Below are 22,099 nucleotides of genomic sequence, written 5' to 3' on the forward strand. Positions count from 1 at the left end.
AAGCTACGCTTCTTTCACAACTTCGTGAAGCGTGTAAATTTTGCTCGATCGACTGACGAAAGGGATGATGCCGCCGTGACGAGTGCTACGGAGCGTGACACGCAGGCGGTGAGCCAGTTCGTCGAACGGTTCGGCGGGATCCTGGCGGACACCGGCGTGCCCCGCATGCCGGCTCGCATCCTCGCGGCCCTGCTGACGACGGACTCCGGCCGGCTCACCGCGGCCGAGATCTCCGACCTGCTGCAGATCTCCCCCGCGGCGGTGTCGGGCGCGGTGCGCTACCTGAGCACCGTCCAGATCGTCAGCCGCGAGCGCGAGCCCGGATCGCGCCGCGACGTCTACCGGATGCGCGACAACGTCTGGTTCGAGGCGACGTTCCGCAAGGACCAGATGCTCGGCATGATCGACGAGGTGCTCGGCGAGGGCGTCGAGGCGCTCGGCGCGGACTCCGAGGCGGGGATCCGGCTGGACGAGACGCGCGAGTTCTTCCGCTTCGTGCACGGCGAGCTCGGCTCGATGCTGGACCGGTGGCGCGTGCACCGCGAAAAGTGGATGCAAGAGCGCCAGGGCTAACGGCTTACCGTTGATTCCTGCTTCCTGCAACGAGAGGCGGCACCACCCGTTCGGGTGATGCCGCCTCCGTTTCGTTCACTTCAGGTGATCAGCCCGTGGTGAGCGTCAGACCGTAGGTCTCGAGGATCTCGTTGACCGGCTGGTAGTAGGTCGTGCCGCCGCTGGTGCAGTTGCCGGAGCCACCCGAGGTGACGCCCTGCGCCTGCGTGCCGCTGACCCACGAGCCACCCGAGTCACCGGGCTCCGCGCACACGTTCGTGCGCGTGAGGCCGCTGACCGAGCCCTCCTGGTAGTTCACGGTCTGGCTCTTGGCCTGGACCTCGCCGCAGTGCCAGCCCGTGGTCGAGCCGGAACGGCAGATCGAGGCGCCGACGGCGGACTCGGTGTGACCGGAGACGATCACGTCCGCGCCGCCGTAGTGGTTCACCTTGGCCGTCGACGTCCACGACGAGTTGGTCTTGACGAACGCGTAGTCGTTGCCCGGGAAGGACGACTTCTCGAACGCGCCCATCGCCGTCTTGTCGACGCCGGTCACCGTGTCGCCGGGCGAACCGCAGTGCCCGGCGGTGACGAAGCCGCCCGCGACCGCGAAGCCGACGGAGCAGCGTCCGGCGTTGTTGATGTAGTAGGCGTCGCCACCGCGGGTGTCCTTGAACAGCCGCGGCGCCTCGTCGGTCTCGACGACCTTCGCGACCGCGCCCGCCTTCTCCACCAGGGCCTGCGCCGCCTGGGCCTGACCTCGCTTGACGGTGATCGTGACCGCGTTCGCCCTGGTGTCGACGTACCAGCCGGTGACCTCGGCCGGAGCCGGCGACGCGTCGAGCTTCGCCTTGGCCGCGTCGAGGTCGCTCGCCTTGTGCGCGACCGTGCGGGGCTCCGCGCCGAGCTTGCGGAGCCGGTCGGTCTTGGCCTCGTCGGTCACGCCCACGACGAGCTTGCCGATGGACGCGTCGAACCACGCGCCGCCGTAGCTCTCGCCGGCGAACCCTTCCGCGACTCGCTGCAGGACCGTGGCCGCGCTCTCCTGGCGCAGCCTCTCCGCCGCCTGCGTGGCGTCGAGCCCGAGGTCGCGCTGCATCGCGGCGAGCAGGCCGGCGGAGGGTCCCTCGGCGGCGACGGCGGCAGGGGAGACCGTCGTCGCGAGAGCGCCCGCCAACACGGCCACAGCTGCGACAGCCATGCGCTTCATAGGCAATTCTCCTTGGTCTTCGGTTTGTGCAGGGCCGGTGTAACGCCGGACCGGGCAACCGCGATGAGGAGATCAGCTGTGCTGCAACACAGCTCGTACGACACCGGATGAATGGCGTCCCCAGGCGGCGAACTGCCCGATCAGTTCGTTCCTCCGTCTGGGCGACGCTACTTCGGCATGTCTACCGGCCGGTAGGGTCGTTCGAGGGGTGGACCTCGCGGCGTTCGGGTTGGTATAGGGAATCCAAATGCGTTCTCTCAGCCTATTTCCGTGACGCAGAGCGACCATTCGCTTTGACACGCAAAGTCAAATCTGTCAACAGTTCGCAACGACCGGCGTATCCCTCTGACCTGCGGTTTAGGGCTAGCGTGCTGGACACCCTGTTCCCTGCACGAGGGAGAACCCTGCCATGCGAAGAGTCTTGGGTGCCGGACTCACAGCCGCTGCCGCCATGTGTTTGGCCGCCGCTGTGGTCCCGGCTGCGTCAGCTCAAGAAAACGTGGGGACGATTCTCGGCGCGGACCGCGCCGATGTCGTGAAGGACAGCTACATCGTCTCGCTGAAGGCCGACACGGCGTCGAGGGCCGCCGCACCGGGCTTGGCGAGCAAGTACGGCGGCCAGGTCGGCCAGGTCTGGCAGCACGCGCTCAACGGCTTCTCGGTGAAGATGACGGCCCAGCAGGCCGCCCGCCTCGCCGCGGACCCGAAGGTCGCGTTCGTCCAGCAGGACGCCGAGGTGCACGCGCTCGACGTCCAGCAGAACCCGCCGTCGTGGGGCCTGGACCGCGTCGACCAGCGAGACCTGCCGCTGAGCAACAGCTACCAGTACGACACCACGGCGTCCAACGTGACGGCGTACGTCATCGACACCGGTGTGCGCACGACGCACTCCACGTTCGGTGGCCGTGCGACGTGGGGCACCAACACCTCCGGTGACGGCAACAACAGCGACTGCAACGGTCACGGCACGCACGTCGCCGGCACCATCGCGGGCTCGCAGTACGGCCTCGCGAAGGCCGCCAAGATCGTCGCCGTCAAGGTGCTGACCTGTGGCGGTTCCGGCACGACCGCCGGTGTCGTCGGTGGTATCGACTGGGTGACGGCGAACGCGGTCAAGCCCGCTGTCGCCAACATGTCGCTCGGCGGCGGCGCGGACGCCACCCTGGACGCGGCGGTGCGCCGTTCCATCGCGTCCGGCGTGACCTACGCGATCGCGTCCGGCAACTCGAACACCGATGCCTGCAGCACCTCGCCGGCACGCGTCACCGAGGCCATCACGGTCAACTCCTCGACGAACACCGACGCACGTTCGTCGTTCTCGAACTACGGCTCCTGCACGGACATCTACGCTCCGGGCTCGAACATCGTGTCGGCGTGGAACACCAACGACACCGCCACGAACAACATCTCCGGCACGTCGATGGCCACCCCGCACGTCGCGGGCGCGGCAGCCCTGTGGCTCGCCACGCACCCCACCGACTCCCCCGCCGCCGTGTGGAACGGCATCAACGCCGCCTCCACGCCCAACAAGATCACCAACGTCGGCGCCAACACGCCGAACAAGCTGCTGTACTCGCTCTTCGGGGCCCCCTCGGGCAACCCCGCGGTGACGAACCCCGGCACGCAGACCTCCACGGTCGGCACGCCGGCGTCGTTGCAGCTCTCGGCCTCGGGCGGCACCGCGCCGTACACGTGGTCCGTCTCCGGTCTCCCGGCCGGTCTGTCGGCGAACGCCTCCGGCGCGATCTCCGGCACCCCGACCACCGCGGGCACCTACTCGGTGACCGCGACGGTGACCGACGCGGCGAACAAGACCGGCACGGCCACGTTCTCCTGGGTGGTCAACGCGGTCGGCGGCAGCTGTGACGCCAAGACCAACTCCACCCCGGTCGCCATCCCCGACAACACCACCGTGACCAGCACGATCGTCGTCTCCGGCTGCGCGGGCAACGCGTCGGCCACCGCGTCGATCAAGGTCTCGATCACCCACACCTACAAGGGCGACCTCGTGGTCGACCTGGTCGCACCGGACGGCACCGTCGTCAACCTGCACAACCGCAGCGGCGGCTCGGCCGACAACATCAACGAGACCTACACCAAGAACCTCTCTGGTGAGGCCGCCAACGGCACCTGGACGCTGCGCGTGCGCGACGCGGCGTCCCTGGACACCGGCACGTTGAACAACTGGACGCTCGACGTCTGAGCTCCTGCTCGCTGAACGAACCGCCCCCGGTGCTTCCGCCTCGGGGGCGGTTCCACGTCCTGGCCCCGACAGCATGCAACCGCAGCAGCGAAAACCCCGTCACGAGTCCATTGTGGTGCTGCCTCATACTCTGCCGGTGATTTCGGGCGAGAGATGGCAGGTCGTCGTGCACAACGACGACCACAACGTGTTCGCGGTCGTTCACCACCTGATGCGCAAGGTGTGTGGTGCGAGCGATGCGGTCGCGCGGGAGAAGACCACCGAGGTCCACCGGGACGGGCGTGCGGTGGTCGGCGAGTACGAAAGCCGTGACGAGGCCGAGACGACCGCGCTGGACCTGATCAGGTTCGGCCTGCACACGACGTTCGGGAAGGCATGAGGTGGAGGAGGACGGCTTCGTCGTGGTCTCGATGGGCGACGGCCTGCTCGTCCGCGCGTCGGACGCGTTCGTCGCGTCCGCGTTGCCTGTGCTGGCCGAACTGCTCGACCTGCTCGAGGACGGCGTGCTACCGCGTGAGCGCAGGAGGCGGTTCTGGCGTGCTCCCACCGCCGAAGCCCTGATTCGGCAGATGTTCCCCGACTCGTCCAGGTCTGCTGCCGAGGCGGACGCCTTCTGGGAACGTCACCGGAACGTGCTGACCGACCCCGAGCCCGCGTGGCGCGTGCGGAAGCGGTGCGCGGAGCCCACTCCGTGGTTGCTCGGGTTCGACGAGGTCGACGACTGGCTCATCACGTTCGCACAGTTGCGAGGGCTGCACTTGACGTGGAACCGCTCGACCACCATCAGCGCCACGGCGTTCAGCGGTGTGCAGCAGGCGCTGGTGACGGCCCTTGAACCTAGGGCCGCCACCGGATGGCCTGCCGGTTAGAGGTCCACGCCCAGAAGCGCGTCCACCGCGTCACGGATCTGCGACGGCCCGTGCCTGTCCGACCCGCCGTGCGTCAACGCCTCGTCGGCCCAGGCGTCAACGGCGGCCAGCGCGCGAGGCGTGTCGAGGTCGTTGCCCAGGTGGTCCCGCAACCGAGTCACGGTGTCCACAGCGGACGGTCCGGTGTCGAGGTCCGCGGCGCGGCGCCACTTGTCCAGCCGGGTCAGTGCCTCGTCCAGCAGCGACTGGGTCCAAGGGCGGTCGGCTCGGTAGTGACCCGCGAGCAGCGCCAGGCGGACGCCGTTCGGGTCCACCTTCTGCGACCGCAGCTTCGAGACGAAGACCAGGTTGCCGCGCGACTTCGACATCTTCTCGCCGTCGAGGCCGATCATGCCCGCGTGCACGTAGTGGCGGGCGAACGGGTGCTGGCCGGTCTGGGCCTCGGCGTGGGCCGCGGAGTACTCGTGGTGCGGGAAGATCAGATCGGAGCCGCCGCCCTGGACGTCGAAGCCGGCGCCGAGGCGGTTGTGGGCGATGGCGCTGCACTCGATGTGCCAGCCGGGGCGGCCCTCGCCCAGTTCGGACGGCCACGCGGGCTCGCCGGGGCGCTTCATGCGCCACAGCAGGGCGTCGAGCGGGTGGCGCTTGCCGGGGCGGTCCGGGTCGCCGCCTCGTTCGGCGAAGAGCCGGAGCATCTCCTCGGAGGAGTAGTTCGACTCATAGCCGAACCGGCCGGTGGCGTTGTGCTCGAAGTAGATGTCCGGGTACTCGGAGTCGTCCGCGCGGTAGGCGTGGCCGTCGGCGAGCAGCTTCGCGACCACCTCGACGATCTCCGGGACCGCCTCGACGACGCCGACGTAGTCCTGCGGCGGCAGGACGCGCAACGCCTCCATGTCCTCCCGGAACAGGGCGGTCTCGCGCATGGCGAGCACCTCCCAGTCGTCCTTGTCGCGCAGCGCCCGCTCCAGGAGCGGGTCGTCGACGTCGGTGACGTTCTGGACGTAGTGCACGTTGTGGCCGTTGTCGAGCCACACGCGGTGCACGAGGTCGAACGCCAGATAGGTGGCGGCGTGGCCTAGGTGAGTCGCGTCGTACGGCGTGATGCCGCAGACGTACAACCTGGCGGTGTCTCCTGGAGCCGTCGGACGCACTTCGCCTGTAGCCGTGTCGAACAGCCTCAGCGGGCGGGGGTCCCCCGGAACCCGTGGCACAGGAATCGATGACCAGGTCTGCATGCATCCGACACTAACGCGTGCCACCGGGCGGAGCGTGATTTCCGCGTGTCGGGACGACCACGCCCTGGCTCGTTCGGGCGAAAAGCCAGGACGTTCGCCGACGCACCCCAGGCGTACCGTTGGACGACAGGGCATTCGCCGCTGAAAGGCGGGGTCTCGTGATCATCTTCGAAGTTCTCGGTGGGATCGTCGTGCTCGGAGGCCTCGGCCTCGCCATGAGCGCCCGAGTGATCAAACAGTTCGAACAGGGGCTGGTGTTCCGGTTCGGCAAGCTCCGCGAGGGCGTGCGCGGGCCGGGGCTGACGATGCTGATCCCCGGGGTCGACCAGCTCCGGAAGGTCAACCTGCAGATCGTCACCCTGCCCATTCCGGCGCAGGACGGCATCACGCGCGACAACGTCACGGTGCGCGTGGACGCGGTCGTGTACTTCAAGGTGCAGGACGCGGCGAAGGCAGTCATCAGCATCGAGGACTACCGGTTCGCGATGCAGCAGGTCGCGCAGGCCTCGCTCAGGTCGATCATCGGCAAGAGCGAGCTCGACGACCTGCTGTCCAACCGCGAGCGGCTCAACCAGGGCCTGGAGCTGATGATCGACACGCCCGCGCTGCAGTGGGGCGTCGACATCGACCGCGTCGAGATCAAGGACGTGGCGCTGCCGGAGAGCATGAAGCGCTCGATGTCGCGGCAGGCCGAGGCCGAACGGGAACGCCGCGCCCGGATCATCACCGCGGACGGCGAGCTGCAGGCGTCCAAGAAGCTCTCTGAAGCCGCCGGGACCATGGAGGCCACGCCCGGCGCGCTCCAGCTGCGGTTGCTGCAGACCATCGTGGAGGTGGCCGCGGAGAAGAACTCGACGCTGGTGCTGCCGTTCCCCGTGGAGCTCCTGAGGTTCCTGGAGAAGAACACGAACCTGGAGCTGCCGAAGGATTCGCCGGAGCAGTAGGCCATGTGAGTTACCCCGGCTAACGAGCACTCCCCCAGAACGACGTGTGGACAGGGGGTAGTGGCAATGCAGGATCGGGTCAGAGGCAGGTTCGTCGGCATCGGCGTCGGCTCCTACGAGCTGGTGCAGCCGCTGCAGCACGCCGTGAGCGACGTGCGGGAGCTGCATGCGCTGCTCAAGGGCTACGAGGGCGAGCCGCTGGCGGATCCGACCGAGGCCGAGATCCGCGCGCACATGAAGGCGCTGCGCCAGCAACCCCAGGACGGCGGGGCGCTGGTCGCGTTGTGGAGCGGGCACGCGATCCCCGTCGCGGGCAACCTCAGGCTCCTGGCCAGGGACAACGACGGCGTGGTCGACGGCGTCATGCTGCATGAGTTCGCGTTGTGGTGCGCCGCGTCGGGCGCGCATCAGGTGCTCATCATCGTCGACGCCTGCTACTCGGGCGCCCAGCTCGACGAGGCCGTCCGCACGGTCGCCGCCGTCCAGGAGGAGCTGCTGGCGGGCCAGGTGCACTGGGCGGGCGTGCTGGTGTCGTGTTCGAGCGTCGAAACGGCCAGGGACGGCCTGTTCGGCGGGAAGCTGCGCAAGCTGCTGCGTGCCGGTCCCACGGCCGATGAGGACGCACGGCGGTGGAGCGATCGCATCGCGTTGGTCGACGGTGGTGCCGTCGGCACGGCGTTGCTGAACGCGTGGGACAGCGACGTCCAACGGCCGCGCTTCATGCAGTACGGGTCCTCGCAGCCGATGCTGCCGAACCCTCTCTACGCCGCGAACACGGTCGTGAAGCACCTCCTGCTCGCGGCACGCGGTGGTGACTCCACGTCCGGCCGTTCGTGGTTCACCGGCCGCACCGCCCAGGTCGACAAGGTCGTGAGCTGGGTGAAGTCCGAGTCGGCCGGTCTGCGGGTGGTCACCGGGTCGCCGGGCACCGGCAAGTCCGCGGTCGTCGGCCGGGTCGTCAGCCTGTCCAACCCGGCGGAGCGCGACCTGCTGCTGAGCACCGGGCCGTCGTTCCGGCACGCCGACCCCGGTCCTTGCTCGGTCGACGCGGCCGTGCACGCCCGCGCGATGGACGCCGACCGCGTGGCCGACCTGCTCAGCCGCCAGCTCGTCGCCGCGGGCCTGGTCCCCGCTCCCGACGGCCCGCGCCGGGGCGCCGCCGAACTGGTCGGTGTCATCAGCGCGCTGGCCTCGCCGCCGGTGCTGGTGGTCGACGGCCTGGACGAGGCACGCGGTGAGTCGTTCTCGATCGCCACCTCGCTGCTGACCAAGCTCGCGAGCCACGCCGTCGTGATCGTCTCGACGCGGCAGGCGCACCGGGTCGCGGGCGGTGCTCCCCTGCTGACCGAGCTGTCGCCGGTCGAGGTGCTGGACCTGGACGACGCGGACAGCGAGACCGACGTCCGCGAGTACGTCGTGGCACGGCTGGGCCCCGGCGCGGCGCAGTCCACTGTGGACGAACTGGCGAAGCTGCCGTTCCTGACCGCGTGGATGATCACCGACCAGGTGCTCGCCGACGGCGGCGCCGATCTGAAGCTTTCACTGGACGCGGCGTTCGACCGTGAGCTCGCGAAGGTGCCCGCGGCGCGTGCGCTGCTGACGGCGCTGACGTGGAGCTACGGCGCGGGGTTCCCCGAGGCCGAGTGGAGGGCGGTCGCGCAGGCGTTGTCCGGTGAGGAGTTCACGCGTGAGGACATCACCGCAGTGCTCACCGAACTGGGCCGTCACGTCGTGCAGGACGGTGAGGAGGGCACGGCGGTCTTCAAGCTGACGCACCAGACGTTCGCCGACCACCTTCGGCCGCCGTTCGCGCCGAGCCGCGACGAGGTGTTCGCGCCGGACGCGGAGAAGGTGGCCTGCGCGCTGATCGAGCTGTACCGGCAGCGCATGGAGGCCGGGGTCCCGCCGAACGTGCCGGGTTACCTGTGGAAGTACGCCTGGCGGCACTGCGGGCACGCGGGCACTCGGGCGTTGGACGGGTTGCGCGCGCTCGCGGTGATGAACCGGATGTTGTTGCCGGACATCGCACTCGCGGCCACGACGGCGGCGAACGAGCTGATGCACTGGGGTCGCGGCGACGAGGCCATCCCGCCTCTCGAAGAGGCCGCCGAACACTTCCGCGCGCTGGTGCCGACGCTGCGGATGTACCTGGCGGACTTGGCTTTCGTGCTGAACAAGCTGGGCCGCCGGTTCCGTGAGGCAGGACGTCTGCAGCAGGCCGTGGCGCCCGCGGAAGAGGCTGCCGTGCGGTACCGCGAGCTGGTGGCGTCGACTCCGACGACGGCGGAAAGCCTTACGCACAAACGGCTTGCGCAACGCATCGCGAAGACGACGACGCACGGCGGCGACAACCCGACGTACGCGGCACACCTCAGCGGCGCGCTGGTGGACCTGAGCGAGGTTTACGCGATGCTCGGGCGCAGGCGGGACGCACTGTCCACGGCTCGTGACGCCGTTGCGGCCGTGGAGACCGACGCACCGCTTGCGCGCGCGATCACGTGTCTCGCCGCACGGTGCAGTGACTCCGGTCTGCGCTACGAGGCGATGCAACGGTCGAAGCAGGCCGTCGAGCTGTACTACTCGCTCGCGCAGACGAATCCGGTGTTCCTCGCGGACCTGGTCAGCGCGCTGGTCGAACTGAGCCGCGACTACCTGGCGCTGGGCAGGCTGTCCGACGCCGGCAGCATGACGCAGCAGGCCGCGGACATCAGCGGCACCCTCGGCCGGCACGCCGCGTTCCGGCCCCAGCTCGCCGACGCCGCGCTGAGCCTGAGCGTCGCGTACAGCATGGTCGGCCGCACCGACGCGGCCCTGGACGCCGCCCGGCAGGCCGCCGACCTCGCCGACGGCCTGCCCGTGCACGGCCAGGCGCTGCACAACCTGATGCGCCGCCAGCGCGACGCGGACAAGCCCCGCGAGGCGCTGGTCACCGGCCTGCGCACCGTCGAGGTGTGCCTGCTGCCGGAGAACACCGACCGGCTGTCGACGTTGTCGGCGGCGTTGTTCACGCTCGACACGCTCTGCGCGGGCCTGAAGCAGCCGGAGATCGTCGACGAGACCTGGGAACGGGTGACCGCGCGGTTCGTCGGCCCGCACCTCGCCACGCTGCTGATGCTGCGGGCGGCGGCCACGAGGGCCGGTGATCCGGCGGCGGCGAAGTGGCTGTGCCAGGCGCTCACGCACGTCGGCCAGTCGCGGCAGGCGATCCACGACGTGCACGACATCGCCCGCCGCCACTACGACTCCGGGCCGTGGCCGTGGGACACCACGCCGGACTGGCTGTCGGTCGACCGGACGCTGCTGCGGACCGCGCGGTCGTGGGTGTTCGCGCGCTCGTACCTGGAGGAGCGCGACATCCTGCTCCGCCATCCCGAGTTGTTGTCCACGGACGCGGACGTCGCCGTCACGGAGGCGTTGTACGGGACGAGCCTGATCGAGGCGCAGGTCATCCAGGCACGCCGGGTGACCGCGCAGCAGCAGGGCGTCGTGCTCGCCTATCGGCCGTGGCTGCTCGCGAGTCTCGCGGACGAGTTCGTGGACGCCACACCCGCACGCCGGCGTGAACTGCTCGCGACGCGCCGGGAGGAGTTGCTGGACAAGGAAGTGCTGAAGAACGTCCGCGACAACCGGCCCGTGCACGCGTTGCTGCTGCTCGCGGACGAGGACGCCGATGTGCTCGACCTCGTGCTGGACGCCGTGGAAGACCCTGTGCGCGTGACCGACGTCCTGCGCGGGCTCGCAGCTCATGCGTCACCTCAGGCGCTGACCCAGGCCGTGACGGCGTTGGAGCCGCACGCGTTGGCAGCGCTGTACAAGGCGGTCGCGCGCGCTCGGGCCGGAGACTCGCGGCTGGCGTTGCCCGCGCACAGCCAGCGGCTGGCGTGGATCCACGAGCTGACGTACCTGGTGCCCGCGAACTTCGCGTTGCTCTCCCTCATCCGCACGCTCGCCGAGGAGTCCTAAATGACCGATCTGGTGGTGGTCCTGCCCGGAATTCTCGGCAGCACGCTGCGCAACGAGGACGGCATGGTGTGGGAGGTGTCGGGCAAGGCCGCGTTGCGCGCGGTGCTGACGCTCGGCCGCGGCCTGAAGAAGCTCAAGCTCCCGGAGGGCATCGGCGACGAGCACCCCGGCGACGGCGTCGAGCCCGTGGGGCTGATGGCGGACCTGCACGTCATCCCCGGCATCTGGACGCCGCTGAAGGGCTACGACCGGGTGACCAGGCGGATGAACTCGCTCGGCTACACCGTCGAGAAGGGCAACCTGTTGCTTTTCGCCTACGACTGGCGGCTGTCGAACCGCTACAACGGCGCGTTGCTGGCCCGGCGGGTGGACGAGGCGCTGGACCGGATCGGGCCTGACGCCAAGGTGAGCTTCGTCTGCCACTCGATGGGTGGGCTGGTCGCGCGGTGGTGCATCGAGCAGTGCGGGATGGCGGAGCGGACCGCGAAGCTGATCACGATGGGCACGCCGTACCGCGGGGCGACCGCGGCGCTGGACCAGCTGGTCAACGGCGTGCGCAAGGAGCTCGGGCCGCTGGCGATCGACCTGACGGAGTTCGCGCGGTCGATGCCGTCGCTGCACCAGCTGCTGCCCGAGTACGCGTGCATCGAGTCCTCTGGTGGCCTCATCAAGACCACTGAGGTGTCGTTGCCCGAGCTCGACACGAAGATGGTCACGGACGCGATGGCGTTCCACGGCGCGTTGACCGACTCGTTCGCCGATCGGACGTACGCGATCCTCGGCGGTAAGCAGCCGACGGCCACCACTGCGCGTATCGCCGACGGCAAAGTCACCTGTTATCGCACGTACGAGGGCGACGAGCTGTACGGCGACTCGACCGTGCCGATGCTCGGTGCCGCACGCCGTGGCCTGGCGTTGGACTCGAACACGCTGCACCGCGTGACGGAGCAGCACACGTCGTTGCAGGACAACGCCGCCGTACTGGACGCCGTGGAGTCGTTCCTGACCGCGAAGCCGATCGTCCCGCGCAACGTGACCTCGACCGAGCCGCAGGTCAGCGTGCCGGACCTGGCCCTGGCCGGGGAGGACCTGGAGGTCACCGTCGAACTGAAGGACACACCGGCACGGGCGCTGAAGGTGGCGGTGCTCGACGAGAACGGCAAACAGGTCGAATCGCGCAGTCCGGCGATCTCCGAGAGGATGTCGATCAGATTCGGTGAATTGACCCCCGGCGCCTACTACGTGCAGGTCAGCGGCATTTCGGTGGGCGCTCCGGTGGTCCCGGTGACCAGTGCGGTGCTCGTCGCGGATTGCCCCTCGGTCTGACCGGGAGGACGATTCACCTCTGGCACGGAGGAGGCGCGATGACCACGATCAAGCCAACGCCCGTAGTCCCCCATCCGGGGGCGGCGCGCGCACGACCCAAGGGCTCGTACTTCCTCCAGCTGTTCAAGACCACAGATCCCAAGCAGATCGGGATCATGTACCTGACCACGTCGTTCGTGTTCTTCATGATCGGCGGCGTGATGGCGTTGCTGATGCGCGCCGAGCTGGGGCGGCCGGGGCTGCAGTTCCTGTCGAACGAGCAGTACAACCAGCTGTTCACCATGCACGGCACGATCATGCTGCTGCTGTACGCGACGCCGATCCTGTTCGGGTTCGCGAACTTCATCCTGCCGCTGCAGATCGGCTCGCCGGACGTCGCGTTCCCGCGCCTGAACGCCTTCTCGTACTGGCTGTACCTGTTCGGGGCCATCATCACCGTCTCGGGGTTCCTGACGCCTGGTGGTGCGGCGGACTTCGGCTGGTTCGCCTACACCCCGTTGTCCTCCGCCGTGCACTCGCCGGGTGTCGGCGCGGACCTGTGGATCATGGGTCTGGCGGTGTCCGGTCTGGGCACGATCCTCGGCGCGGTCAACATGATCACCACGGTCGTGTGCCTGCGGGCGCCGGGCATGACGATGTTCCGGATGCCGGTCTTCACCTGGAACATCCTGGTGACGGCCGTGCTGATCCTGCTGGCGTTCCCGATCCTCACGGCCGCTTTGATGGGCCTGGCGGCGGACCGGCACCTCGGGGCGCACGTGTTCGACCCCGCCAACGGCGGCGTGATCCTGTGGCAGCACCTGTTCTGGTTCTTCGGCCATCCCGAGGTGTACATCGTCGCGTTGCCGTTCTTCGGGATCGTGACGGAGATCTTCCCCGTGTTCAGCCGCAAACCGCTGTTCGGCTACAAGGGCCTGGTGTTCGCGACCCTCGCGATCGCGATGCTGTCCGTGGCCGTGTGGGCGCACCACATGTACGCGACGGGCGCGGTGCTGCTGCCGTTCTTCGCGCTGATGACGTTCCTCATCGCGGTGCCGACGGGCATCAAGTTCTTCAACTGGATCGGCACGATGTGGAAGGGGCAGCTGACGTTCGAGACGCCGATGCTGTTCTCGATCGGCTTCCTCGTGACGTTCCTCTTCGGTGGCCTGACGGGCATCCTGCTCGCCTCACCGGCCGTCGACTTCCACGTGTCCGACACGTACTTCGTGGTGGCGCACTTCCACTACGTGCTGTTCGGCACGATCGTGTTCGCCACGTACGCTGGCCTCTACTTCTGGTTCCCGAAGATGACCGGCCGGATGCTGGACGAGCCGCTGGGCAAGCTGCACTTCTGGACGACGTTCTTCGGCTTCCACGGCACGTTCCTCGTGCAGCACTGGCTGGGCAACGAGGGCATGCCACGCCGTTACGCCGACTACCTGCCCTCCGACGGCTTCACGTTCCTCAACACGCTCTCCACGATCGGCGCGTTCCTGCTCGGCGCGTCCGTGCTCCCGTTCGTGTGGAACGTCTTCCGGTCCTACCGCTACGGCGACCCGGCCCCGCAGGACGACCCGTGGGGCTACGGCAACTCGCTGGAGTGGGCCACGACCTCACCCCCGCCGCGGCACAACTTCACGGAGCTGCCGCGGATCCGCTCGGAGCGTCCGGCGTTCGAGCTGCACTACCCGCACATGGTGGAGCGGATGCGCGACGAGGCGCACTTCTCGCTGACCCATCCCGGCAAGCACCGGGCGGGCAAGGACGAGGTCACCGAGAAGGCGCTCGCGTCGACCGAACGGGACGGCACCGACACGGACGAGGACTAGCGGCGGCCGGGAACCATCCCGGCCTCGACGACGGCCTTGCTCAGCGGCGAGGCCAGTTCGACGAACCGCTGCTTCTCCTGGTCGGAGAGGACGTCGTAGGCCGCAGCGGCCATGTGGTCCGTGTCGTCCTCGATGCCCTGCCGCAGCTCGCGCCCCTTCTCCGTGAGCAGCTGGTCCTCGCCGACGAGCCCGCGCTTCCGCAGGTCCTCCAGCGTGGCCGCCCACTGCTCCTCGGACCACGCACGCGTCTTGCGCAGCGCTTCAGCCGGAACCTCACCGGTCGCGGCGTGCAGCACAAGCGCCTCGATGCCGGTGACGTTGTGCCGGAGCAGGGCCGCGAGGTGCCCGTCGCCGCGGAACTCGCGCAGCAGCGTCTGGGCGTGGAACAGCTGCAGGCGGGGTTCGTCCGGCCACGGCAGGGCGGCGTGCGCGGCGAACAACGTGCGGCCGTGCGGCATCTCCTTGGACCGCTCGGCAGCCCGCTTCGCCAGCTCGTTGATCTCCTTGAGGTCGTCCGGCAGGACCTTCTTGAGAGCCTCGTCCGCCGCCTCCCACCGCAGTTCGAGCATGCGCTCCGGCGAGACCGTCTCCCACGCCTGCGGGATGCGCGCCCGCACGATCGCGGGGTTGAAGTTGTAGAACGTCGCGATCACGACCTCGGCCCCGACCGCCCCCAGCGCCGCCGCCCGGGACGCGAAGTAGCCGCCGGGCCGGTCGAGACCGGCGCTCGCGTACCGCGAGTCGGCCTCCGGGGCGAAGTAGATCATTCCGTGCACGGCCTCGAGCGAGCGAAACAGAGTCCTGATCATGTCTACAACCTAGAACCTCCCGGCTCGTAAGTCAGGCGCCAAAAATTGTCAGACCTCCCTGCCATGCTCAGCGACGTGGATCCGAACAACTTCTGGAAGCTCATCGCCGACGCCAGGGCGAGCGTGGCCGACCCGTCCGACGGCGACGCCGTGGCGGCCGCGGCCACCACCCTGCTCGCCGAGCGGCCGCCCGCCGAGATCGTCGCGACCCAGCAGGTCCTGTGGGAGGTGCTGACCACCTCGTACCAGAACCCGCTGTGGGCGGCGGCCTACGTGATCAACGGCGGCTGCTCGGACGACGGCTTCGACTACTTCCGCGGCTGGCTGGTCACCCAGGGAGAGGAGGTCTACACGGCCGTCCTGGCCGACCCCGACTCGCTGGCGGCCTTACCCGCGGTGGTGGCGGCCGCCGAGTCCGGCGAGGAGTTCGAGTGCCAGGAGGCCCTGTCGATCGCGTGGAACGCCCACCTGAAGGCGACGGGCATGCAGCTGCCGCAGGACGCTTTCCGCATCCGCTACCCCGACCTCGATCCGGAGTGGGACTTCGACTTCGACGACAGCGCCGAAATGGCCCCTCGTCTCCCCCGCCTGGCAGCGCTCTACGACCTCTGAGCGACGAGCACGCCGAACGCCACGTGGTCCAGCCACTGCGGAACCCGCGGCAGAGCGCGGATCTGCGCGTTGTGGCGCCCGACGACCTCCAGGTCGAGGGCGGCGATCAGTAACCCGGCCACGGCACCAGCTACGGCACCCCGCACTCGAAGCCGCGTCAGCACGACCGTCCAGAACGCTGACACGGCGAGGTGCACCGCCACGCCTTCACGCACCCCACCGCCGGCCAACGACCCGGCAGCCCTGGTGGCGCGCAACACGTCGTCGCCCGTCACCAGCGCGTGCACGGTGGACGGCACGCCGCTCAGCACGACCGCGAGGAGGTACCGGCGCATCACCGCCGCCGGCGCCGGGACTTCAGGTAGTCGCTGACCACGGCCGCGCCGAGGCCTTCCTCGTCCGCCGACACCACTCGCCCGCCACCCCGCCGGGCCACGATGTCGACGAACGCGGCCAGCCGCGGGTCGTCGCCCAGCTTGAACACCGAGATCGTCGCGCCGAGCCGGGCCAGCGCGTCGACCTCGTTCAGGGTCTTGGCGAGGGTCCGGGGCAGCGGCGGGTAGTTGAACTCCGCGTCACCCTCGGGTTCGAGGTGGGCGGTGGGTTCGCCGTCGGTCACGACCAGCACCACGGGTTGCGCGTCGGGATGGCGCCGGACGTGGCGCCCGGCCAGCAACAGGGCGTGGTGCAGGTTCGTGCCCTGCTCCCACACACCTTCCAGAGCCGTCAGCTGTCCGATGTCCACGGCCTCGGCATAACGCCCGAACGTCACCAGCTGAAGAGCATCCGTCCGGAAACGGGTGCGCACGAGGTGGTGCAACGCCAACGCCGTGCGTTTCATCGGCACCCAACGGCCGTCCTGCACCATCGACCAGGAGGTGTCGACGCACAACGCGACGGCCGCACGGGTGCGGTGTTCGGTCTCGGACACTTCGAGGTCCACGACGTCCATGGACATCTTGCCGGACCGCAGCACGGAGTTGCGCAGGGTTCGTGGCACGTCCCAGGGTTCGGTGTCGCCGAACTGCCACGGGCGGGTCGAGCCGATCAGTTCGCCCGCGGCACCGGCCGAGGTGGTCTCGCGGGAGCCCTGCGACGAACGCAGCTGGTCCACGACGCCGCGCAGGGCCGTTTCGCCGAGGCGCCGCAACGCTTTCGGCGTCAGCTTCAGGGAACCGTCGGGGGCGCGTTCCACGATGTTCTGCGAACGCAGTGCCTTCTCCAGCTCCGCGAGGCGGCGGGCGTCGACGGTGGCCGACTCGCCCAGCTGGCGTTCCAGCGCCTCCAAGTCGATGTCCTCCAGGCGGGCGCCCGGATACGACTGGGAGAGCTGCTCGGCCAGCGCGTCGAGTTCGGCCAGGTCCGCCATGGCCTGCGCGCCCTCGCCCAGGCCCAGCGGGTCCTGGCCGCGGAAGCGGGCGGACGACGTCCAGTCCTCGCCAGGCCGCAGGCGTTGCAACAGGGAGTCCAGCGTGGACAGGGAGGAGCCGATGCCGCCGAAGGCCTGCTGGGACAGCGCGGACAGCTCGGCGCGTTGAGCGTCGGTCATCGAGTTCATCATGCGTTGCGCGGCGGCCGAACGGGCGGCCAGGGCGTCGATCAGCTCGTCGACGTTGCGGGGCTTCTCCGGGAAGAACTCGCCGTGCTTGCGCATGAAGTCGTCGAACATGCGCGGCGTGTCCGGCGAACCCGACGCGTGCGCCTCCAGCAGCGAGTTGAGGTCCTGCAGCATGCGCTGGATGCGCTCGACGTCACGAGAGTCCACATTGGACATCGCTTCCTTCATGCCCTGGAAGCGCTGGTCCAGCAGTTCGCGGCCGAGCAGGTCGCGGATCTGTTCGAACGCCTCGCGCGCCTCCTCGGAACGCCAGTCGTAGGAAGAGAGTTCCTGCACGGCCGCGGCGGTGCCCGACGGCAGGGCGTCGAGCTGGGCCTCGCGGAAGCGCGCGTCGTCGGACGGGTCCGGGAACAGCGCCCGGCGCTCGGCTTCGACCGCGCGATCCAACAGCTGCTTGACCTCGGTCAGCGTGCCGTCCAGGCGGTGCCGGCGCTGGATCGACGCACGGCGCTGCCACAGGCGCGAGGTCAGGTCGTCGAGGCCGCGGGTGCCGTCGACGCCGCGGCGCAGCAGTTCGCGCAGGGCGGACGACGGCGAGGCGCCCTCCATGACCTCGCGGCCGAGCTCGTCCACGGCCGCGCGGAGGTCGACCGGGGGCGCCAGCGGATCGGCGCCGCCGCCCCAGCGTCCGTAGCGGTATCTCATCGGTTCGCCTCCGTCGAGGAAATCAGCCGATCGACCCGGGCAACTGCCGCCGGGCCGGCGGGAAGTCAGGTCCGTGGAGGGGACACCGTCCCTTCACTGCTGCCCCCAGGCGGCGAGCCGGGAAACAAGAAGTTCCCCGGCTCGCCGCGGGAAGGGGTCAGCCGTACACGGATCGGTCGTCGTCCGAGGAGTTGTCCTTCGACAGGTTGCGCGTCAGGTACAGCGACTCCAGGGCCAGCTCCACGGCCGAGGCGATGCGGCCGACGGGGTCCTTCGGGCCCGCGCCCAGCCGTGCCGCGACCTCGTGCAGGATCGGCAGCTCGGGCAACGCGGCCAGCAGGTCACCGGCGTGCACGCGGTCTCCCGTGGCGACGGGGTGGCCGTCCGAGACGACTTCGGCCAGCGCGCGCAGGTTCAGCCCGGCCAAGCGGGCCCGGGCGGTGTCGGCGATGGAGCGGCGCAGCAGGTGGACCAGCACCTCTTCCTCACGGCCCTCCTCCCCCGCCTCGAACTCGAGCTTGCCGCGCAGCACTTCCGGCACCGACTCCAGGTCGACCGGGCGGGCGATGGCCGGGGTCTCGCCGATCAGCGCGGACCGGCGCAGCGCCGACGCCGCGACGGTCTCCGCCGCCGCGACCGCGAACCGGGCCGAGACACCGGAGCGCTGGTCGATCGACGACGACTCGCGCAGGTGCCGCACGAACCGGGCGATGATCTCCAGCAGGTGGTCGCCCACCTCGGCGACCAGGTCCGCCTCCTGGCGCACCAGGTCGACCTCGGCCTCGATCTCCAACGGGTAGTGCGTGCGCACCTCGGCGCCGAAGCGGTCCTTCAGCGGCGTGATGATGCGGCCGCGGTTCGTGTAGTCCTCGGGGTTTGCGGTCGCCACGAGCAGCACGTCCAGCGGCAGCCGCAGCGTGTAGCCGCGGACCTGGATGTCGCGCTCCTCCATGACGTTGAGCAACGACACCTGGATGCGTTCGGCCAGGTCGGGGAGCTCGTTGATGGCGATGATGCCGCGGTGGGCACGCGGGAGCATGCCGTAGTGGATGGTCTCCGGGTCACCGAGCGACCGCCCTTCGGCCACCTTCACCGGGTCGACGTCGCCGACCAGGTCGCCTACGGACGTGTCGGGTGTCGCGAGCTTCTCCGCGTAGCGCTCGCCGCGGTGCCGCCACACCACCGGCAGGTCGTCGCCGAGCTCGGCGGCACGCCGCTTCGACTCCGGAGTGATCGGGTCGAGCGGGTGTTCGCCCAGCTCGGAGCCCTCGATGACGGGTGTCCACTCGTCGAGCAACGAGATCAGGCCGCGCAGCAGGCGGGTCTTGCCCTGCCCGCGCTCGCCGAGCAGGACGACGTCGTGGCCGGCGAGCAGCGCGCGTTCGAGCTGCGGGAGCACCGTGCGGTCGAAACCGACGATGCCGGGCCACGGGTTGCGTCCTTCGCGCAGGGCCGCGAGGAGGTTCTCCCTGATCTCGGTCTTGACGCCGCGCGGCAGGTGCCCGGCGGCGCGCAGTTCGCCCGCCGTGCGGGCCAGGTTCTGGGTCACGCAGACGACGCTACGCACCAGAACCTGACCCGTCGACGTGGAGCGACTCCAGGGCCTAGGCCTGAGCGGCGTTCACCGCGTTGAGCAGAATCCGCGACATCTTCAGGTCATGGGCGAGAGCACCGTTGAAACACAGGGAACTCGCGCTGAACACCCATCCACCGTTCGGCTTGGGCAGGACGCACATCTCGGCGCCGTGCGCCTGTTCTCCTTGAGCGAACTGGACGACGCCGGGTGCCTCCGGGCCCGCGCCGGCCCTGGTGTCGACCTCCCAGCCGCTGGCCGCGAAGTTGTACCCGGTCTCGCCGAACCGGTCGCCGACCGCGAGCCCGGTGCCCTCCAGGAACGGATGGGCGGCGGTGACGACGTACGGGTACATCTCCATGTAGGAGTAGCTGTCGTACGCGACGCCGAGCACCTGCGACTCCGGCCGTCCCTGGTCGCGCCACAGCCAGCGGTGGCCCTGCTGGTTGCGGTGCAGCACGAACCCGCCGGAAGCGTCGTAGTCGACTCGCTCGTACATGCCGTTGCCGCCCGTGTAGATCACACGGCCGCCGTTGGCGAGGTAGGTCTCCAGCGCCGTGCGCATCTCCGGCGTCCAGTACTCGGGGTGCGTCGCGAGGACGAGCGTCTTGTACTGCGCCAGCCACGACGGGTCGTGCAGGTCGAGGTCCTGGTAGCAGTCATAGGCGACGTTGTTGTCCGCGAACCACTTCATCAGCAGCAGGTCGCCGTGGAACCGGACGTCGATGAACCCGGGAGCCTCGACGTAGGCGTTCGCGAACGGCCGCCGGGTGGAGATCTGACGCCTCCCGTACTCCGGTTCCCAGGAGTACTGGAAGTGGCCGCCCCAGTGGTTGTAGGCGTTGTGCGTCAGGTACGGCAGGAGCAGCGCCACCTTCTCTCGCGGCTGCTTCGGCTTCACCACGAACGGGATGTACTGCCTCAGGCCGTGCGGGCCTTCGAGCTTCACGACGTGGAACCCGGACTGCCAGTCGTCGGGCACGGTGAAGGAGAACGACGCCGGCCAGGCGGGCCCGTTCGCCCGGTAACCGGACCGGAGCAGGTGCCGCTGCCCCCGATACGTCTGCGGCGCCCTGACCTGCGTCGCGCCACCCTGCTCGATCGGCCCGGCGAGCCGCAGCACGCTGGCGCTGAACTGGTCGAACGTCGTCGAGACCGCGACGTCGAGCCTTTGCCCAGGTCCGACCGACCAGCTGGTGTAGCCCTGCAGGTTCGCGCCTCTGGTCACGCTGAAGCCGGTGCCGACCAGCGCGCCGTCGCCGTTGGGCCAGAACACCCCGGAGGTGTCGATCGTGAGGTGGTCGGCGAGCTTGTACCAGCGCAGTTCGTGGTCTGCCTGGGTGTGGTCCTTGTTGACCCACACGACGTAGACGACGCCGTTCTCGGTGAACCGCTCGACGCACGAGCCGAAGTCGAAGCCGGAACCGACCTGGATGCCGTTGCCGTTGTTCGCCCACGCGCCGGGACCGTTGGTGCCGTCACCGGCGAGGTAGCGGAACCAGTGCAGCGACGCACCGTGCCGGACGCCGTAGATGACGCCGTTCATGTCGGCGAAGAACATGTCGTAGTCGCGCTTCTCGCTCGCGATCTTCTGCCCGACGCCGTTGTTGGCCCACGCGCCAGGGCCGTTCGAGCCGTCACCGGCGACGTAGCGGAACCAGTACATGTCGCCGTGGGCGTCCACCGCGTAGAAGACACCGTCCCAGCCGCCGAAGACGTAGGAGTACTGGCCGAAACCGCGGTGGATGACGTTGTTCGTGCCGGGCGCCCAATAGCCCTCGCCGGTGGCGGGGTTCGTGAGAACCCACTTGTGCCACCACATCGTGCCGTCGCCGCACAGACCGAAGAGCTGGCCGTTCTGGTCCGCCAGCACGTTCGTGTGAATCTGCCAGCCGCTGCCGATCTCCCGGCCGTCACCGCTGGCCCAGTTGTAGGTGCCGTTGTCGCGGCCCAGGTGCTTGAACCACTTGATGCGGCCGTCGGCGTAGAGCGTGTAGATGATCCCGTTGCCTCCGGGCACGATCTGCAGCAGCCGCTGTTCCGGGTCGTCCGGGACCACGGCGTGTGCGACCGGCTGCTGACCCGCCACCAGCGCGACCCCGGCGAGCGCGGCCGCCGTGCCCTTCAGGACGGTCCGGCGCGCGACGGTTCCCTTTTCGTCATCCCCCAGATGCATGCGGGCATCGTGCAGCACAATGCGAGGCGTTATGAGCAACTGTGTCGATTTCAGATGGGCCCCGTCACCCGCGGACTGGCGGGCCAGCCTGCGGGCGATGGTGCCGATGTTCAAGTGGGCGCCGTGGTTCGCGCTCGTGCTCGCGGTGTTCTCCCTCGTGCTGCTGCTGGGCTTCGAGGACACGCTGCCGGTGGCGTTGTTCGGCCTGCTGTGCGCGCTGGTCATCGGTTTCATGGAGCCGGTCGCGGTGTGGTGGCGCTTCACGTCCGACGAGATGATCAGCCGGACCGTGATGGGCAGCGCCGACGCGCGGTCGTTCCGGATGGCCGTGGGCAACGCCGTGCGCGAGGAGATCGTCTGGGAGGAACTGCCGGGCTGGACCGAGACGCGGCAGGGGTTCGTGCTGGAGACGCTGGACGAGGGCGCGGCGTCGCTGTCCGTGCCGCACCGGGCGTTCGCGTCCGATGAGGACCTGACGTCGTTCCGGTCGCTGCTCGAGGAGCACATCGGTCCGGCGAAGTAGGTGCCCCGGATCGGGCACACCGGGTGGGGC

Annotated in this window: 17 protein-coding genes; 10 read left to right on the forward strand and 7 right to left on the reverse strand. The window is 69.3% G+C overall.

Annotation, left to right across the window (positions count from 1 at the left end; translation table 11 throughout):
• Nucleotides 1-75 precede the first annotated feature (75 nt).
• Complete coding sequence (locus LX88_RS25135; protein ID WP_258950275.1) at nt 76-573, forward strand: GbsR/MarR family transcriptional regulator; 498 nt, start codon at nt 76-78, stop codon at nt 571-573.
• Between the two features lie 88 nt (nt 574-661).
• On the opposite strand, the gene LX88_RS25140 is transcribed toward LX88_RS25135, so the two are convergent.
• A complete protein-coding gene (locus LX88_RS25140) occupies nt 662-1,762 on the reverse strand; it encodes a S1 family peptidase (RefSeq protein ID WP_258950276.1) in 1,101 nt (366 codons plus the stop codon).
• Between the two features lie 499 nt (nt 1,763-2,261).
• Here LX88_RS25140 and LX88_RS25145 point away from each other — a divergent pair, with 499 nt between their 5' ends.
• The 3 genes from LX88_RS25145 (at nt 2,262) to LX88_RS25155 (ending at nt 4,834) form a co-directional block, all read left to right on the forward strand.
• Entirely contained in the window at nt 2,262-3,965 is a 1,704-nt protein-coding gene (locus LX88_RS25145; protein ID WP_258950277.1) for a S8 family peptidase, read from the forward strand.
• Between the two features lie 136 nt (nt 3,966-4,101).
• On the forward strand, nt 4,102-4,344 hold the full coding sequence (locus tag LX88_RS25150; protein ID WP_258950278.1) for an ATP-dependent Clp protease adaptor ClpS: 243 nt from the start codon (nt 4,102-4,104) through the stop codon (nt 4,342-4,344).
• Between the two features lies 1 nt (nt 4,345).
• Entirely contained in the window at nt 4,346-4,834 is a 489-nt protein-coding gene (locus LX88_RS25155) for a hypothetical protein (RefSeq protein WP_258950279.1), read from the forward strand.
• Here the strand turns inward: LX88_RS25155 and mshC are convergent.
• Nucleotides 4,831-6,069, reverse strand: a complete 1,239-nt coding sequence (gene mshC, locus LX88_RS25160; RefSeq protein ID WP_090070176.1) for a cysteine--1-D-myo-inosityl 2-amino-2-deoxy-alpha-D-glucopyranoside ligase — start codon at nt 6,067-6,069, stop codon at nt 4,831-4,833. The two genes, LX88_RS25155 and mshC, sit on opposite strands and share 4 nt — an antisense overlap.
• 215 nt (nt 6,070-6,284) lie before the next feature.
• Here mshC and LX88_RS25165 point away from each other — a divergent pair, with 215 nt between their 5' ends.
• The 4 genes from LX88_RS25165 to ctaD all read left to right on the forward strand — a co-directional run bounded on the left by LX88_RS25165 (nt 6,285) and on the right by ctaD (nt 14,113).
• Nucleotides 6,285-7,013: a slipin family protein gene (locus LX88_RS25165; protein WP_307791139.1), complete on the forward strand. Its 729-nt coding sequence runs from the start codon at nt 6,285-6,287 to the stop codon at nt 7,011-7,013.
• 66 nt (nt 7,014-7,079) lie between these two features.
• The gene (locus LX88_RS25170; RefSeq protein ID WP_258950280.1) at nt 7,080-10,976 is read left to right on the forward strand and encodes an AAA family ATPase; all 3,897 of its coding nucleotides are present in this window, start codon (nt 7,080-7,082) and stop codon (nt 10,974-10,976) included.
• Nucleotides 10,977-12,302: an alpha/beta hydrolase gene (locus tag LX88_RS25175; protein WP_258950281.1), complete on the forward strand. Its 1,326-nt coding sequence runs from the start codon at nt 10,977-10,979 to the stop codon at nt 12,300-12,302.
• Nucleotides 12,303-12,340: 38 nt separating this feature from the next.
• Complete coding sequence (ctaD, locus tag LX88_RS25180) at nt 12,341-14,113, forward strand: aa3-type cytochrome oxidase subunit I (protein WP_258950282.1); 1,773 nt, start codon at nt 12,341-12,343, stop codon at nt 14,111-14,113.
• Here ctaD and LX88_RS25185 read toward each other — a convergent pair.
• Nucleotides 14,110-14,922: an SCO6745 family protein gene (locus LX88_RS25185; RefSeq protein ID WP_258950283.1), complete on the reverse strand. Its 813-nt coding sequence runs from the start codon at nt 14,920-14,922 to the stop codon at nt 14,110-14,112. The genes ctaD and LX88_RS25185 overlap by 4 nt on opposite strands.
• Before the next feature lie 75 nt (nt 14,923-14,997).
• On the opposite strand from LX88_RS25185, the gene LX88_RS25190 reads away from it, so the two are divergent.
• Nucleotides 14,998-15,534 carry a DUF4240 domain-containing protein gene (locus LX88_RS25190; RefSeq protein ID WP_258950284.1) on the forward strand — a complete coding sequence of 179 codons (537 nt, stop codon included), beginning with the start codon at nt 14,998-15,000 and terminating at the stop codon, nt 15,532-15,534.
• On the opposite strand, the gene LX88_RS25195 is transcribed toward LX88_RS25190, so the two are convergent.
• The 4 genes from LX88_RS25195 to LX88_RS25210 all read right to left on the reverse strand — a co-directional run bounded on the left by LX88_RS25195 (nt 15,522) and on the right by LX88_RS25210 (nt 21,546).
• Nucleotides 15,522-15,869, reverse strand: a complete 348-nt coding sequence (locus LX88_RS25195) for a hypothetical protein (RefSeq protein ID WP_258950285.1) — start codon at nt 15,867-15,869, stop codon at nt 15,522-15,524. The two genes, LX88_RS25190 and LX88_RS25195, sit on opposite strands and share 13 nt — an antisense overlap.
• The gene (locus LX88_RS25200) at nt 15,869-17,797 is read right to left on the reverse strand and encodes a vWA domain-containing protein (RefSeq protein WP_258950286.1); all 1,929 of its coding nucleotides are present in this window, start codon (nt 17,795-17,797) and stop codon (nt 15,869-15,871) included. The genes LX88_RS25195 and LX88_RS25200 overlap by 1 nt, the downstream gene beginning before the upstream one ends.
• A gap of 157 nt (nt 17,798-17,954) precedes the next feature.
• Entirely contained in the window at nt 17,955-19,346 is a 1,392-nt protein-coding gene (locus LX88_RS25205; RefSeq protein ID WP_258950287.1) for a sigma 54-interacting transcriptional regulator, read from the reverse strand.
• Nucleotides 19,347-19,401: 55 nt separating this feature from the next.
• Nucleotides 19,402-21,546, reverse strand: a complete 2,145-nt coding sequence (locus LX88_RS25210; protein WP_258950288.1) for a N,N-dimethylformamidase beta subunit family domain-containing protein — start codon at nt 21,544-21,546, stop codon at nt 19,402-19,404.
• A 97-nt stretch (nt 21,547-21,643) separates the two neighbouring features.
• Between LX88_RS25210 and LX88_RS25215 the strand changes: the two genes are divergently transcribed.
• Nucleotides 21,644-22,069 (forward strand): YcxB family protein, encoded by a 426-nt coding sequence (locus LX88_RS25215; protein ID WP_258950289.1) that lies wholly within the window; start codon nt 21,644-21,646, stop codon nt 22,067-22,069.
• Nucleotides 22,070-22,099: the final 30 nt, after the last annotated feature.

The organism is Lentzea californiensis, from assembly GCF_024648825.1.
Taxonomy (GTDB): Bacteria; Actinomycetota; Actinomycetes; order Mycobacteriales; family Pseudonocardiaceae; genus Lentzea; species Lentzea californiensis.